The sequence below is a fragment of the Bradyrhizobium sp. genome (assembly GCF_049691595.1).
Taxonomy (GTDB): Bacteria; Pseudomonadota; Alphaproteobacteria; order Rhizobiales; family Xanthobacteraceae; genus Bradyrhizobium.
This window is the reverse complement of sequence record NZ_JBAVNZ010000599.1, coordinates 1-14,627: the sequence shown is the minus strand read 5'-3', so window position 1 is coordinate 14,627 and position 14,627 is coordinate 1. Positions and strand designations below refer to the sequence as shown.

At 60.9% G+C, this 14,627-nt stretch carries 14 protein-coding genes and 1 pseudogene; 6 read left to right on the top strand and 9 right to left on the bottom strand.

Annotation, left to right across the window (positions count from 1 at the left end; translation table 11 throughout):
* A partial coding sequence (locus tag WCE35_RS24025; RefSeq protein WP_424595802.1) for a hypothetical protein occupies positions 1-504 on the bottom strand: 504 nt, incomplete at its 3' end.
* Positions 505-1,225: 721 nt separating this feature from the next.
* Between WCE35_RS24025 and mgtA the strand changes: the two genes are divergently transcribed.
* Entirely contained in the window at positions 1,226-3,877 is a 2,652-nt protein-coding gene (mgtA, locus tag WCE35_RS24020) for a magnesium-translocating P-type ATPase (protein WP_424595801.1), read from the top strand.
* A gap of 270 nt (positions 3,878-4,147) precedes the next feature.
* Here mgtA and WCE35_RS24015 read toward each other — a convergent pair whose 3' ends face one another.
* Positions 4,148-4,546, bottom strand: coding sequence for a BA14K family protein (locus tag WCE35_RS24015; RefSeq protein ID WP_424595800.1), 399 nt, complete (start codon positions 4,544-4,546; stop codon positions 4,148-4,150).
* Positions 4,547-4,786: 240 nt separating this feature from the next.
* Between WCE35_RS24015 and WCE35_RS24010 the strand changes: the two genes are divergently transcribed.
* Complete coding sequence (locus tag WCE35_RS24010) at positions 4,787-4,969, top strand: hypothetical protein (RefSeq protein WP_424595799.1); 183 nt, start codon at positions 4,787-4,789, stop codon at positions 4,967-4,969.
* A 49-nt stretch (positions 4,970-5,018) separates the two neighbouring features.
* On the opposite strand, the gene WCE35_RS24005 is transcribed toward WCE35_RS24010, so the two are convergent.
* The 5 genes from WCE35_RS24005 to WCE35_RS23985 form a co-directional block, all read right to left on the bottom strand.
* Positions 5,019-5,255 (bottom strand): hypothetical protein, encoded by a 237-nt coding sequence (locus WCE35_RS24005; RefSeq protein ID WP_424595798.1) that lies wholly within the window; start codon positions 5,253-5,255, stop codon positions 5,019-5,021.
* Between the two features lie 222 nt (positions 5,256-5,477).
* Entirely contained in the window at positions 5,478-5,756 is a 279-nt protein-coding gene (locus WCE35_RS24000; RefSeq protein ID WP_424595797.1) for a DUF1488 domain-containing protein, read from the bottom strand.
* Positions 5,757-6,180: 424 nt separating this feature from the next.
* Positions 6,181-7,413 (bottom strand): rhodanese-like domain-containing protein, encoded by a 1,233-nt coding sequence (locus WCE35_RS23995; protein ID WP_424595796.1) that lies wholly within the window; start codon positions 7,411-7,413, stop codon positions 6,181-6,183.
* Positions 7,414-7,516: 103 nt separating this feature from the next.
* The gene (locus WCE35_RS23990; RefSeq protein ID WP_424595795.1) at positions 7,517-9,568 is read right to left on the bottom strand and encodes a CHASE2 domain-containing protein; all 2,052 of its coding nucleotides are present in this window, start codon (positions 9,566-9,568) and stop codon (positions 7,517-7,519) included.
* Between the two features lie 168 nt (positions 9,569-9,736).
* Entirely contained in the window at positions 9,737-10,126 is a 390-nt protein-coding gene (locus WCE35_RS23985; protein ID WP_424595803.1) for a FecR domain-containing protein, read from the bottom strand.
* An 870-nt stretch (positions 10,127-10,996) separates the two neighbouring features.
* On the opposite strand from WCE35_RS23985, the gene WCE35_RS23980 reads away from it, so the two are divergent.
* Positions 10,997-11,209, top strand: a complete 213-nt coding sequence (locus WCE35_RS23980; protein ID WP_424595794.1) for a hypothetical protein — start codon at positions 10,997-10,999, stop codon at positions 11,207-11,209.
* A gap of 66 nt (positions 11,210-11,275) precedes the next feature.
* Positions 11,276-11,419: a type II toxin-antitoxin system PemK/MazF family toxin gene (locus WCE35_RS23975; protein ID WP_424595793.1), complete on the top strand. Its 144-nt coding sequence runs from the start codon at positions 11,276-11,278 to the stop codon at positions 11,417-11,419.
* Between the two features lie 217 nt (positions 11,420-11,636).
* Here the strand turns inward: WCE35_RS23975 and WCE35_RS23970 are convergent.
* A pseudogene (locus WCE35_RS23970) lies at positions 11,637-11,702 on the bottom strand (prevent-host-death protein); the annotation flags it as partial.
* A gap of 42 nt (positions 11,703-11,744) precedes the next feature.
* On the opposite strand from WCE35_RS23970, the gene WCE35_RS23965 reads away from it, so the two are divergent.
* Positions 11,745-11,990, top strand: a complete 246-nt coding sequence (locus WCE35_RS23965) for a hypothetical protein (protein ID WP_424595792.1) — start codon at positions 11,745-11,747, stop codon at positions 11,988-11,990.
* A 13-nt stretch (positions 11,991-12,003) separates the two neighbouring features.
* Here WCE35_RS23965 and WCE35_RS23960 read toward each other — a convergent pair whose 3' ends face one another.
* A complete protein-coding gene (locus WCE35_RS23960; RefSeq protein ID WP_424595791.1) occupies positions 12,004-14,265 on the bottom strand; it encodes a 2OG-Fe(II) oxygenase in 2,262 nt (753 codons plus the stop codon).
* Between the two features lie 132 nt (positions 14,266-14,397).
* Here WCE35_RS23960 and WCE35_RS23955 point away from each other — a divergent pair.
* On the top strand, positions 14,398-14,627 hold a 230-nt coding region (locus tag WCE35_RS23955), incomplete at its 3' end, for a hypothetical protein (RefSeq protein WP_424595790.1).

The following is a 14,627-nucleotide window of genomic DNA, read 5'->3' as shown; positions in this document are numbered from 1 at the left end:
GCCACCCTGACCGCGGCCTTCGCCGCCGCCCTGACTGCGGCCTTCGCCGCCGCCCTGACCGCGGCCTTCGCCGCCACCCTGGTTGGCGCCGGCGGGCGCAGTGTTCTTCTGCATCCGGCTACCGCCGACAGGCGCAACATTCTTCTGCATCTGGCCGCCAGTGTTGATTTCTGCGCCGCCTCTCGGTCCCGCTACCGGCGGGCTGCGGCGAATGGTGGGACCGCCCTCGACGTTCTTGCCCGGGCCTTCGATCGTTCCGCGATCCCTTCCGCCGTGGCGGTAACGCCGCTCGGCCGGTCCGTAGCTCCAGCTCTGCCAGCCATATTCGCCGCCCCAGCCGAGGTTGCGCCGCCAGGCAAAGCCGCAGCGATACCAGCCGGGTCCGTGCCAGCCATTGAAATAGAAGCAATAGCGGTAGCCTTCGACAATGAAGACCGCCGTTTTTTGTACCAGGTCGGTGGCATCGAGCGCGGGTTTCAGTCCGGCGCCGATGTTGACTGACATGGCATTCCCGCTACTCGAGCTCATTGCGAGCGCCACAGCAGCCGCGCCAACCCAAAGTAGTTTACGCATTGGACCCTCCAGAGTCGTGGTTCATTGGAATCTTCCAGTCGCGAGCAGCCGGAAGGGCAGTTCGCAATTCAATTTCGTTGCTCAATAGGAGTGGCGATCACGATCCTTGCGAAAAAGTGCGTCGGCAAAGCGGCGCTTTTGCTGATCGTCGAGACTGCTATAAAGCGGTTGTTGTTCCGCAGCTCTGGGCGAACCAACGGACCCGCCCCGGTACTCGCACCGTCACTTCATTGTTCACCAATTGTTGTGCGTCCGACATCGGACGAAGAACGAATAGAGTCGACCGACAATGGTTCCTGCCACGACGGATTTGTTTTTGGCGCGTCGTTGACTTAGATCAATGACAGCCACGGAAGGGCTTGACTCTGAGACCGTTCACTTTCTGCCGGTGTGCGCGCGAGTAGTCCTTGATCCTTATCAAAGTTCGCACTTCCTCAGCCGATATCCTTTGAAGTGGTTCGTTGGCTAAGCCGGCCTGTTTCCTGCAAATACCGGAGCGGCGAGATGCGGCGGCTTCATCAATCGCAGCTTTGTCGCAGTGAACACCGGCTCAATATACTCAGAAATACTCAGAAGAAGGCACGCTTACTCGTGCCGGTGACTCTTTTCATTGATCTAGCCGGATCTCCCGTCGCTGCAAGGAGACGTTTGCTTGAACAAGCCGGGTCCGATAACGGTAACGCCTGCCGTAGCCCCTGTGCGGCGGCAGCCGCCAAGCGTACCCGAAGGATCGATCGCGAGCGGAGAAGCCCTGGCCGAAGTCGCTCGCCTTTCGCCTGACGAGGCATTGCAACGGTTGTCCAGTACGGCGGCGGGCCTCGCGCCTGGTCAGGTCGAGGAGCAGCTCCGCTCAGTTGGGCCCAATCGGGTGGCTCGCCAAGCGCGCTATACGGTTCTCGGCGAGCTTGCTGCGCGCTCGATCAATCCGTTGAATATTCTTCTGCTATCGCTGGCGGCGGCATCCTATTTCCTCGGCGATCAGCGTGCCGCGATCATGATCGCGATCATGGTGGTCTTGAGCATCACGCTAGGCTTCATTCAGGAACATCGTTCGAATAAGGCTGCCGACGAATTGCAAAAGATGGTTTCGATAACCACTTCTGTGCGCCGACAAGGAGATGCCGACCAGGTCGATATTCCGATCGACCAACTTGTGCCCGGCGACATCGTTCTGCTGTCGGCTGGAGACATGATCCCCGCCGACCTCAGGCTGATTTCAGCCAAGGATCTCTTCATCAACCAGTCAACCCTCACTGGCGAGGCAATGCCACTTGAGAAATTCGCCGCGGCCCATGAAGGCACGGCCGAGACGCCATTTGACCTCCCCAATATCTGCTTTATGGGCAGCGCGGTCGTCAGCGGCATCGGCTGCGGCGTCGTGGTGCTGACCGGACCGCGAACTGCTTTCGGCATCGTGGCCACTGCAATCGCAGAGACGCGGGAACTCACGAGCTTCGACAAGGGCATCACTCGTTTTACCTGGTTGATGCTCGGGTTCATCCTGGTAATGGCGCCTCTTGTGTTCGTGATCAATGGCTTGACCAAGGGCAATTGGCTCGAAGCGCTTTTGTTTGCGGTAGCGGTAGCGGTAGGTCTAACGCCTGAGATGCTGCCGATGATCGTGACGGTCAATCTGGCAAAGGGCGCAATGGCAATGTCCCGAAAGAAGGTCATTGTTAAGCGTCTCAATGCAATCCAGAACTTCGGGGCCATGGACGTGTTGTGCACGGACAAGACCGGCACACTCACTCAGGACCTGATTATCCTCAAGCGCCACCTTGATATCAGGGGCGCCGATTCGGACAGTGTGCTCGAGTACGCCTATCTGAATAGTTTCTACCAGTCCGGGCTCAAGAACCTGCTCGACGTTGCGGTTCTGAAGCATGGCGATCTCGAAGGAGGCCTGAAGGTTCGGGAGCGGTTCAAGGAGATCGACGAAATACCGTTCGACTTCGAGAGGCGACGGATGTCCGTCGTTCTCGGGCGCGACGACGGGGTTCATGTCCTCATTTGTAAGGGCGCTGTCGAGGAAGTCTTCGCGGTGTGCAGGCATTACACGATCGGCGACGTGACTGGTCCGCTCGATGAGAGCCATCTCGCTTCGGCGATCGAGACCACAGCCAAGCTCAATGCGGATGGATTTCGGGTAATTGCCGTCGCCACCAAGGAGATGCCACCAACTCAGGCGACATACTCTGTCGCTGACGAGGCCGATCTCACGTTGCTCGGTTACATCGCGTTCCTTGACCCTCCGAAGGAGACATGCGCCCCCGCGATTGCCGCATTGAAGGTCAGCGGCGTAAAGGTGAATATCCTCACTGGCGACAACGACATTGTTACGCGCAAGATTTGCCACGATGTCGGCCTGCCAGTGGACCGCATCGTTCTCGGCAGCGAGATGGCGGCGCTGTCGCCGGAAGAGTTGGCGAACCTGGCGGAGACCGCGACGGTGTTCGCCAAGGTGTCGCCGTCGCAAAAGGCGGCCATTATCGATGCCCTTCACCGCAAGGGGCACGTCGTCGGCTTCCTGGGGGATGGCATCAATGACGGACCGGCGCTGAAGACCGCGGACGTCGGCATATCCGTGGACAGTGCCGTCGATATCGCCAAGGAGTCCGCGGATATCATATTACTCGAGAAGAGCTTGGCGGTGCTCGGCGAAGGTGTCATCGAGGGCCGAAAGGTGTTCGGCAACATCACCAAGTATATCAAGATGGGCGCGAGCTCCAATTTTGGCAACATGTTCAGCGTGCTCGGAGCCAGTATCTTTCTGCCGTTTCTGCCGATGACGGCGATTCAGGTGCTCACCAACAATCTGCTCTACGACTTCTCGCAGACCGCGATCCCGACCGACAACGTCGATGCGGAGTTTCTGGCGGTGCCGCGGCGATGGGACATTGGCAATATCACAAAATTCGTGTTGTTCATCGGTCCAATCAGCTCGATCTTCGATTATGTCACTTATTTTACGATGCTATACGTCTTCAATGCGTGGAATAACCCGGCATTGTTCCAGACTGGCTGGTTCGTCGAATCCCTGCTTACCCAAACCTTGATCATCCACATTATTCGCACGGCGAAGGTTCCGTTTTTCCAAAGTCGGGCCAGCACAGCGCTCATCACGACAACCCTCATCATTGCCGCGATCGGAATAACCCTCCCATACTCCTGGCTCGCCAGCGTTTTGGGTTTCATCCCGCTGCCCCCGACCTACTGGATTGCGCTTTGTCTTATTCTTCCAAGCTATGTCATCCTGACGCATGTCGTGAAGACGTGGTTCGTTGGAAGTTTCGGGTTGAGTTGACTACAGTCGGCTCTGTGATTTCGAGACGCGGCCCAGAAATCCTGATCAAAATCGCGATGAAGCTTCCCATGCCACTCGGTGCTCATGAGCAAGGTGGACGTCGTGCGGCGTAATGATCGCCGAACAGGCGGTGTCCAAAACCGAACATAGCAGTTGAAGCAGCCAAGCCCGTCGAGTGCACCATCAGATTCAGTGCAATTTTCGTGGCTAAGCAATATTGACCAGTCAGTCCGCGCCTCGTCAGACGGGCCGAGACTTAGGTTACCATCATCACGGGCATGGATGTCGCAGGCCGTCGTAACCGACATAAGTGCCGGAATACGGGTCATAGGACCTGAAGCGTTGCACACAATAAGCAACTGCGTCGCCACCAATGTAGGGAGCCGGAACGACGTAGGCCGGACCGTAATAGCCGGACGGGTAGCCATAATAGCCGTAGGGCTGCTGCGTTGCGCCAATAATCGCCCCGCCGATCAGTGCGCCTGCGATGCCGAGGCCGACGGCTGCGCCGCCATGGCGATGGCGGTATCGCACGGTCTCCACCGACGGCACCACGGCGTTTCGCAGCATCAGGGGGGATGTCATTGGCGCTGCGACGACAGGCGCGACGAGGCACGGCGTCGCGGCGACCATTAATGCAAGAAGGATAGTTCGGGACGATTTGTTCATGACAAATTCTCCACATGTTTTTCGAGCAGCACCGCCACTTGCAGCGGAGCGGTCGTATTGGTCCCGAAAGGGTTCCATGCAATTGATCTAGCTCAACATGAATGCGCACCAACTGGACAGACTTCATTTACCTCTTAGAGACACCGCGAAGCTGCGGCCTGCGCATAAGTCAAAGCTGATCTTCCTTTTCATCCGGAGTGTCGCACGAGTGTCGTTGCCGCAGCAGTACAGGGGGTTTCCATGCTTTCACTCTTAATCGGGATTTTGATTATTTGCGTCGTCGGCGCAATTTGTTTTTGGGCCATTGATAAGTTTGTCAGTGAATCACGCTTGGCAAGCCTTCTCAAATTGTTGGTGGGGCTGCTCTGCCTGGCGGCGATCCTTCAACGGGTGCTGCCACTGGCGGGAATTAATTGGCTGTAGCCGCGCGGCTCACGGCGATGCCGCCGATATTGATCAAAAGCGTCGGTGCCTAGCGTTCCATCCATCGAACAACCAGTGTTGCCGGCGCGGGGCGGGTCAGTAGTTTCGGAATTCCAAGTCGAACCGATAGACCCGCCCCGGTACTGGCGCCGTCACTCAACTGCTTGGCGCAAGTCTTGTCCACCTTCAAAGCCGCTTCTGCTGAAGCCTTTGTCGAGTGAGCGGCACCGACAACCTTCATGCTGCCGCCAGCAACAGGCTGAGCCTCAACGATTTGATATTTCATGGTCGCGGAGCTGCGGCTGATGGCGGCGCTTGACCGACATTCTTGGCCGGTTCAGCCGCAAAAGAAGGCGCGGCGAATGCGAGAGCAGCGACCGTCGCCAAAAGAAGTGTTTTATTGTGCCTGCCGGTGGTCGTTCGTCCAGTATCGGACAAGAGGTACATACAGTCAGCCGATAAAGATTTTCATCGATAACGGATCTGTTCTTGACCCGCACGCAATGTTTCAAAAATTTGCGGCAACCAGATCATAAGAACCTCTGCTTCCGCGAACATAGACCTTGGCAGCGGCGGCACATATCAAATCGCGGTTAGAATCAAAGGCTCTCAGAAAGCCCGACTCATCGGGGCGGGCATCTGGTTGAATCCGCCTCAATGCATCTTCGTTGATAAAAAATGATGCCTCTATTGCACTATCGTGCCCCCAAAATCGCACGGCGCGCCGCGTTTGGTCATATGAACGACTATGATTTGGAAAATCAATCACGTGATCGACACTGGTCAAGTCGCCGTCGGTCCACGACCGTTCTGACCGGGATTGGAATCAACGAACCACCATCGTTGAAGACGCGCTGCAACGTTCGCCCGGTCGCCACAACAATTTGACCGCGGATTTGTCCTAGCGACTGAATTCGTTCAACCCACTGCCGTTCAATGCGGCGAAGGAAGCTCAACGGATATCTGTCAATCATTGGGTCAACCTCGCTGACACGCTCTCAAGTGCTTCATTGATGATCTACAGATAGGCGCCAATTTCGCTTTTACGAGCCATGGTCGAGATACAATCGCTGTATGGCATCACAGCCAGCGTTTCCCGCCTCGAAATACCCCCGGCTATTTTGCGCCAGGTCGACGCCCTGCCAGGGCCGGGAGGCTACGATATTGTCGCCCAACCACCGCCATCGCCTGTCCGGCCTCAAATCACACCCTCAAATCACGAAGAACCCATGGGTTGCGTCGCGCCGGAGCTGTTCGACGAGGCCGTATTCCCAATCGAGATAGGCCTGCATCGCGCCGGGATCGACGTCGGTGCCCTCGTAGGGACGGCGGTAGCGGTGTAACGGATCGGGCTTTGGCAAAACCTCCGGCGGCCCGATTTCAAGCGCGCGGTCATAGCCGCCATCGAGCACATAGGTCTCCCACCCCATTTGCGCGAGCCAGGACGCGGTCATGTCGGCGCGGACGCCCATATTGTCGGTCAGCAGGATGCGCGCCCCGCGCACCGGTGCCGCCATGTCGATCTCCTGGACCAGCTGCCCTCCCGGATAGTGGCGAAAGCCTTCGATGTGACCGGCCGCGTAATCCTCGCTCGCGCGAACGTCGAAGCGATAGAGCGTGCGGTTACGCTGCCCCTCGAGCGCCGTCGCTTCCGCCACGCCGACGTGCCGGACACCGGCGCGATAGGCCACCTCGCGGGCATTGGTTTGCGCGCCCTCGAACAGGCCGATGCCGCCGCGCCGGTCGGCGCCATGCTCGAGATCCTGCCCTGCGAGCGTCCAGCCGATCGTCCCGTTTCGCAGCGCCCGCACCTTGTTGGCGACACCGGCATTGATCAGCGACTGGGTGCCGATGATCGAGCGGGTGCGGCCGGCGCAATTCACGATGATGGTCGTCTCTCGATCCGGCGCGGCGCGGCCGGCGCGCAGCACCAGTTCCGCGCCGGGCACGCTGACGGAGCCGGGGATGTTCATGGTCGCATATTCGTCGAACCGCCTGACATCGAGGATGGCGATATTGGCCCTGCTCGCAATCAGCGCTGCGACTTCTTCCGCGGGCAGCGAGGGCGTGTGCCGGCGGGACTCGACCAGTTCGCCAAAAGCTTTGGCGTAGGAATTCACGTCCTGGAACAGTTCATAGCCCGCCATCCGCCAGGCCTGCAGCCCGCCGTCGAGCTGGCGAACGTCCGTGTACCCCAATGCCCTCAGTCGATCCGCCGCCCCGGAAACAAGGCCTTCGCCGGCGTCGTAGACGACGACAGGCACATCCTTGCGGGGCAACCTGGCCGCGGCTTCGAGCGCGATCCTGTCGGCCGCCATGCTGGCGGCAAACAGCGGATGGCCGGTGGCATAGGCGGCCTCGTGCCGCAAATCGAGAAGGGCGATTTCATCGCGCAGCAGCAGCGCGCAGCGGACTTGCGAGGGCGTGACGGTCGGTGGGTTCATGGATGGCCGGTCCGGGTGAGAATTGTGGCTGCCCTTGCACGGCTGGCGATGCCGCTAAGAAGCCGCATAATCCGGCAAATAGGTGTGAACCCCCTCACAATCGTCAAGTGTTATGCGTGCCAGTTAGCCGGCTCAGCCGGAGTTGAACGACCGGATCCAGAGGACAATCGGCGACCAGCGACTGAAGAATAAGGACCGCCTCCGCGGGCCTGGCTTCCATCGCCTGGTGAGCCGCCAGATAGCGCTCGCGCCAGTTGACTGAAGTTTCGGAAGGCCAGGGCTCGAAGACCGCCACGGGCGCATCGAGCCCGCGCAGAACGACAACACCAAGGGGTCGGAAAAGCGAAGCTTCGCAACGCGACGCCGCCATCGGTCCAACACAGATTGTCGAACCAAACTGCTTGTTCAGTGCTTCGAGACGCGCGGCGGAGTTGATGGCGTCGCCGTGGGCGGTATAGTCGAGCTTCGACCTGATCCCGATGTCTCCGACGATCGCAGGTCCGGTTTCGATGCCGATCCGGGTTCGGCCAAGGCCGATATCCACCGCCTCCGGACGCGTTCGATAGGTCTTGACCCAGTTGCGGATTTCGATAGCGCAGTCGACGGCTCGACGCGGATGATCGGCGAGGTCGACCGGGGCATTGAATAATGCATGAACGGAATCACCGACGATCTTCTCGACCATTCCGCCGTGCGCCATCACGGTGGTCGCCACACCCTCGATATAGCCGTCGAGGACAGCGACCAGTTGCTCCGGTTCGGCGCGATGGGTCATGGCGGTAAAGTCCTCGATATCCGTGAACAGGGCTGTCACCTCGCGTCTCTCGCCACGCAGTTTGAGTATGCCGGGTTCTTCGGCGATCCGGCGAACGACCTCCGGGGAAAGATGCTGCTCGAACCGGCTGCGGATCCGGGCTTCGCGCCGGCTTACCACCGCATAGGAACCCACCGATGTCGTTGCAAATGCGGCAAAGGCACCGAGCGATGGTATCAACGGGTCGACCAGACGATCCGAAGCAACGGAGAGCAGCACCGCTCCAAGCCAGGTCGCGCCAATGGCGACTGTCACAAGCGACACGCCGAAGATCGGCGGAAACAGAACTGCCGCGACGAGGCCGATGACACCGATAACGAGCGTCAACGCGAGTTCCGCCGGAAACGGAACGTGTCGCGGTACCTGCTGCGCCACAATTTGTTTCATCGCATCAGCCTGAAGCTGAACCGAAGCCACCAGCGGATCACCCGGCGTTTCGCGCAATCCCCCGAGTTCGGGAGCCGAACCGCCGACAAACGCGACAGCACCTGCGAGCCTGCTGCGCGTTGAACCATCCCTGATGATGTCGATGGCCGAGATCGTGCGCGCCTCATGTTCGCTGATATCGACAGGGGCCAAACGCAGCAAGCCGTCACGGGACAGCGGAATCTTCAGATCACTCAGCAACAGGCGCGGTGGTTGCGATTCAACGATATAGCTCGATGCCTGGTGCAGCAGCCTGACCGCCTCAAGCGCCAGGCCGGGGCGCAATGTGTCTCCCACTCCCACAAACAGTGGAACACGACGAACCTTTCCGTCGGCATCGCCCGGCAGCGAAAGGACACCCAACCCCGCCGCCGCTTCGATGACCGGGGACAATGGAGCGATGGCGGCAGGCATTTGCCAGATGTCGTCGAACAGGATCGGGCCGCGCGACAGCACCGGTACCCCTGGCACCGCGGTCAGTTGGCTGGAGTCGAGGACAAATCCGAGCGCGACGGGACGACTCCTGATCGCGCTGGAAAGCCGTTTGTCACCATCCGGCAGAACGCCCGCGAGAGATGTGATCTCGGGATTTCCCGTGAGACTGCCGAGCTGCCGCGCAAGCGCGGCCGGCGATCGCATATCGGCTTCCGCAAACAATATATCGATTGCAATTACCTTCGGCTGCCCGGCCGAAACGGCCTCCACCAGCGTGGCCATCCTGTCGCGCGGCCATGGCCATGGCCCCAGCGCTTCGAGCGAGCGGCGATCGATATCTATAACGGCCAGGGGAACGCCGTCGGGAACCGGGTGCCTGATTCGCCGATCGGCGGCCAGGACCATGTCGAATGCAGTCTCCCGGACAATACCCTGCCATTCCCCCGGCATCACCGATATCATCGCGACAAACGTCAGCAATACCAGGCCGCCGCCAAGCAGAGCCGAGCGGCTTCTTCCCAACGGCCTAGGCATGGGCGATTTCGGCAGGCCTGATCGGATCGCGGAAGATGCGATCGAGCGTCCGGCCGATCGCGCGGTCCCGATGTCGCCTCGCTGGAAACCTTGCAACACTCCTCGAAAGAGCTGTCATTGCACGCTGGCGAGGGCGGCGCTGATGCGCGCTTTGCCCCAATTCACGGGTGCCGTCGGCGTCGAGCCTGGGCTTGCGATGTCGGTCCCCTGTCCGGCCCGCAAAGTTACATTGCCGCCGCCCGCCGAAACGGCAACCGTGCCGTGTTCGACGAATACGCCAAAAACACCGTTGCTCGGACCCGCGAAGAACCGTGTCCCGCGAACGGCGATCACGGCGTAGGGACTTCGTATTTTGATCGGGACTCTGGGACTGCCGCCTGGCCGGTCAAAAAGCATCGGACCCGACATCAGCGATATTTCGCCGCCCGTCGCAAGCAGAAATTGATCGATCACCAATTGCACCTGCTCTCCAAGCCGGACCGTCGTATCCTTGCCCAGATGCATCGTCAGCCGAGCCGCCCATCCGGTGGCGACGCGATCTCCGACATAGAGCGGGGATGCGCGGTCAAGGGCGCGGCGCCGTCCGTTGGCGTCGGCGAATGCCTCGCCCTTGATATCCTCGACATTGCCGGCTGAATCGGCACTTCTTGCATCCGGTGCCCGGCAAGCCAGGAATGCAAGGGCAGCGATGCCGACCCGCAAAGTTCGACGGCGGCCGAGCATTTGTCCAGAATTCGGCGGCGGCTTCCAGGGCAAAACCCTCATCGCACAACCTATCGCTTTGCCAGCATCGCGGGGGACCGGAATTGCATGCTATTGGACCGCCCTGCCCGAGGCAACCGAGGATATACGGTCAAGAGCGCTTGTGGGCCAGGCTTCGGATGGCTGCTCCGGTACACGAGGTAGAAGTCATATCCGGGCGGCGTTACGTTCGCTACCTGCACAAGGGTTGCGCTCGCAAATCTGGGTCCAACAAGAATATCCTTGCGGGCCAGTCTCGTGTCGGCTTCGGGCGCAATTATGTCGGCGCGGCGGCAAACAGAGGATGCCCCGTGGCACGGGGCTGCCTCGTGCCGCACATCGAGAAGGACGATTTCATCGCGCGGCGGCAGCATCGCGCGGCGAACGTGCGCGGGCGTGACGGTTGGTTGGGTGATGGATGGCGAGGGCCGAATGACGAATTGTTCAGCCAACCAATAACAACACCATGAATGGCGCCACGGCCGATGAAGATGGGCGATACTTGTTCGCTGTGGCGCCATGATGGGGCATCCGAACCTTCGGCAAGGCTTGCCACCGGGGCCGCGATTCCTGACCCTTGCCTTCCGGTTTGTAACGCGTTACATTGTAACGCGTTACGGATGGAGAAATCCAATGGCGGCGCCAGCCGAAAGGATGAAGATGATGCGGCAGCGGCGGCGCGCGCGGGGGCTGCGCGAGTTGCGTCTCGTCGTTGCCGATCCCCGCTCGCGGGCGGTGCGGCGACGGGTGGCGAAGCAGGTCGCCGGCCTCGACCTGGATCGCGAGCGCGACGCGCTGAAATGGATCGAGTCGGTCTCCGAGTTTGACGCAGATGCGACGCGGTGATCTGGTGACCATTGCCGCGGCCGGTGACTATGGCAAGCCCCGCCCGGGCCCAAGCCTGAAAATGGATTGCGGTTCAAATCGCAGGTGATGGCCGACAAGCCGGTCACCATGAGACGCGAACGAATCGGGCAGAAGATCGGGCGTCTCGGCAACCAGGACATGGCCCGGCTCGGAATTGCCTTGGCGTTTGTCTTGGGGCTCGCCGATTAGCGATGCTTCTGGTCCAGGCGACGCAAGATTGACGTGCGGCTGTCGGCGGCTCCATATGGTATTTTCCGACGCCCGGCAACGATATCGTGCGTGCCTGTTCGATACGGCGGAGAAATCGCGGGTCATTCTCAAGACGGTATTCGAACCAATCCTCTTCCGACTCGAAACCGATCGGCACGCCCGCCGGTTTGCCGTGACGCGTGATGACGATCTCCAGTGTCTCCGCATCCCGAAGGAAGCGAGACAGATCGTCCTTGATTTCGGACAGCGGGACCTCCTTCATTCCGGATCTGCGAACTGTGCGAGCCATTCCTCGGCCTCCGATTTGGCCACGATCGCCAAAACCTCGACGGTCGCGCCGGAAACATCATGGAATACCCGAACCTCACCGACACGAAGCCGGTATTGTGGACGGAGCAGTCCGCGCAGCCGTTTGACGCGGCTGCGGCTCGTTTTCAATCCCGACGAAGATGTCGATGGCGCTCACAAAGTGCCGGGCGGCAAGTGCCGCTTCGGCGGCCTTGACGACACGATCAGCAAGTGGGACTCGATTCTTCTGGCTCATCTGTGATCGAACTCTTTGTTCACCCGCCCAGCGCCGACGCATGCTCCAGATCCTGCCGGCGCTGCTTCGCGCGCCGTTCGTAGCTGGCCTGGTTCTTGGTGGCGACCAGCGTGTGGGGGCTGCCGCGTCTTTCGGTCGTCAGGTCAAGGTCGCATGCCGCGCTCCGGGCGTTTTGCTCGACGTGGGTCCTCCGATCCTGGACCGCCTTCAGGCGCCATTGCTTTTGATCCGGCGCAACCAGGAACGCGCCCAGTCCACGGCAGTCGCCACAGGTACATTTGAGTGGGTTGGTCCTGGTCCAATCCCGTGGCGCGTCCAGCGGCAGGGCGATGCGCCTGCGCAGGTGGTCGAGAGACGCCTCGCGGAGCCGTCCCACCGCCGGCCAAGCCTTGTCCTCCACAAGCTGGGCAATCGCGAGAGCGGCGGGGACCAGCACATCGTCCGGCTTGTACGTCTGCGGCCAGGCCAGCAGGTGCTCGATCGCACGCGCCGCGAGCCCCGCATTGATCCGGCTCGTCGCCGTCAGAAGATCGACGACGAAGCCGGCCTTCACCTGCGCTGGCCGAGTCCAAGTATCGACCTGCTCCCGCTTCGCCGGGTCGCCCGGCAAGGCATCGATCATGGCTGCACCGATCTGCTCCAGGTCGCCCGTCGCACCCGTCGGCGCCGCGCCGCAGCGTCGCAACAGGTCGCCGCAGGCGCTGAGATGGGCCGTTGCGTTACGCCGGACAATCCGGACCAGCAGCTCCGTTGCACGCGCGGCCGGAAGAAGGGCGGCGGCGCGCACGATCGCCCCGTTGTCGGGCGCGGCGTAATGGCCTTCCGCGGACAGCCCGGCGAGAAACGCATCGATGCGCTCCACGTTCCCCAGCCGGATCTGCAGATCGAGCAGCCGGCCGGCTTCGGAGTCGTCGTTCTTCCGCCGGGGCGAGCAGGACCAGGAGCCCAGCATGTGCCGTGAAAGCTCATCGGCCTCACGCCACAGCGGTGACTGAATCGATGTGGCGCTCGACTCCCAGCGCGCCGTCAGATCTTCGAGATACGGCAGCGTCGTGCCGAGGCCGGCCTGATTCAGCACCGCGAGCCTTCGCGCGCTCGGCCACAACACGAAGCCGGCACGGCTATAGGTGCGCTCGAAGGACGCGCCTTCGTTTCCCGTCGCCTCGTGAAAATGCTGTTCGTCCGGCGTCAAATCCTCAAAGGCGTCGGGTGGGCACAGCTCGTCCTCGGCGAATGGAAAAACGCCGATCCCCGCCTCGCCGCCATCCGGACGCCGCCACTCCGACAAGACGAGCGTCCGGTCGATGACCTCGGCAACCTCGAATTCCTCGTCTTCCTCCTCGTCGCGACTCCAGCGGCGACGGCCGTAGTAGCCGGTATGTTCGGCGCTGCCGCTCTCTTCGATCGACACAAGGGCGAGGTGGATATCGCAATCCGCCTCTGCGCCTGCTTTGACCAGCACCGACGCCAGGCCCGCATCGGCACCCTTGAGTGCATTGAACGACAGCTCGGCCGGCGTATAGGCATGCTGCAAGGGCAGGATCAACTTGTCAGGCTCGTCCTCCGCGCTCGCCCAGCTCCGCAGCAACTCCACCACCCGCCCGTGCTCCGCGCGATAATCGGGCGCCTTCAGCGCGCGCCCTTTGCCGACGAAATGCAGATTGTAGACGAGGGCCAGGCGACATCCCGTCTTAACAGGACGCACTTCATGCACGCAGTCGGCATAGAAGGCAGCGAAGCCGATCTCCGACGGCTCGTCCGGACGCAGGTCGAGCACCACTTCGCGGTCGAGATGCTTAACGACCAATTCGCCGCCGCTATGGGTCGAGGGCAGCACGAGCACCATCGTCGCGAACATACCGGGGATCTTCTCGGTATCGCGGTGGTCGACAAAGAAGCTGCCGGTATCATAGACAAGAAGCTTATAGAAGTCGGCCGCGACCGGATCGCTCACACCGAGCCCGAGGGCTATGTCGGTGACGAGTCCGGCCAGAGTCTTTTCCCAGTGGCGCCCTCCGATCCGAACCTTGGCGGAATCGACCTGCCAAGTTCTCCGGACTTCGCGATCGACCACCGTCTCCTTGCCGCGCCCATGCGGGGCCGCCTCGGCGATTGCGACGAGCCGCTCGGCCTGGACGGGCAGGATCGGAAAGGCGATCCTGCCGACGCCGTCGACATCGATCGCCGGCATGAATATCTCCCGAATTCCGCCGACGCAAAAGTCGCCCGGACGCTCGACGGAACGAAGGCTGTTGAGCAATGCAGTACCGATCGACGACATGGCAACCCCCCAGCAAGATGGACAGCGTTTGGTGGATAATCGAAAAATCGACGTGTTGGTCCATCAAGAATGGTACGCAGCGAACGCACGCGTGACAATTCGAGATCATCCGTCACCCGGGCGGCCGCGTTGATGGCCAAGGATCAATCAGACTTGAAGGGTATCAGACACGCATTAATCGAGCGCTGCGTGAGCGCGTGCGGGGCAGGCAAGCCGAGTTCGGCGATCCAAGGCTTGATCTCGCGAGACGCGCTGTCTCCGCAATTCGCAACGCGAGGACGATTTGGCGGGGTTCGTAAAGTCGACGGCGACGAGATCACACTGCATCGTGCAAAAACTTACAAATGGCGCGCCCGAAGAGA

Coding starts and splice junctions, on each gene's coding strand:
- WCE35_RS23985 (WP_424595803.1), bottom strand. CDS start 10,126: ATGCATCTGGGCAAGGATACGACGGTCCGGCTTGGAGAGCAGGTGCAA.
- WCE35_RS23995 (WP_424595796.1), bottom strand. CDS start 7,413: ATGAACCCACCGACCGTCACGCCCTCGCAAGTCCGCTGCGCGCTGCTG.
- WCE35_RS23960 (WP_424595791.1), bottom strand. CDS start 14,265: ATGTCGTCGATCGGTACTGCATTGCTCAACAGCCTTCGTTCCGTCGAG.
- WCE35_RS24010 (WP_424595799.1), top strand. CDS start 4,787: ATGCTTTCACTCTTAATCGGGATTTTGATTATTTGCGTCGTCGGCGCA.
- WCE35_RS23980 (WP_424595794.1), top strand. CDS start 10,997: ATGGCGGCGCCAGCCGAAAGGATGAAGATGATGCGGCAGCGGCGGCGC.
- WCE35_RS24015 (WP_424595800.1), bottom strand. CDS start 4,546: ATGAACAAATCGTCCCGAACTATCCTTCTTGCATTAATGGTCGCCGCG.
- WCE35_RS24005 (WP_424595798.1), bottom strand. CDS start 5,255: ATGAAATATCAAATCGTTGAGGCTCAGCCTGTTGCTGGCGGCAGCATG.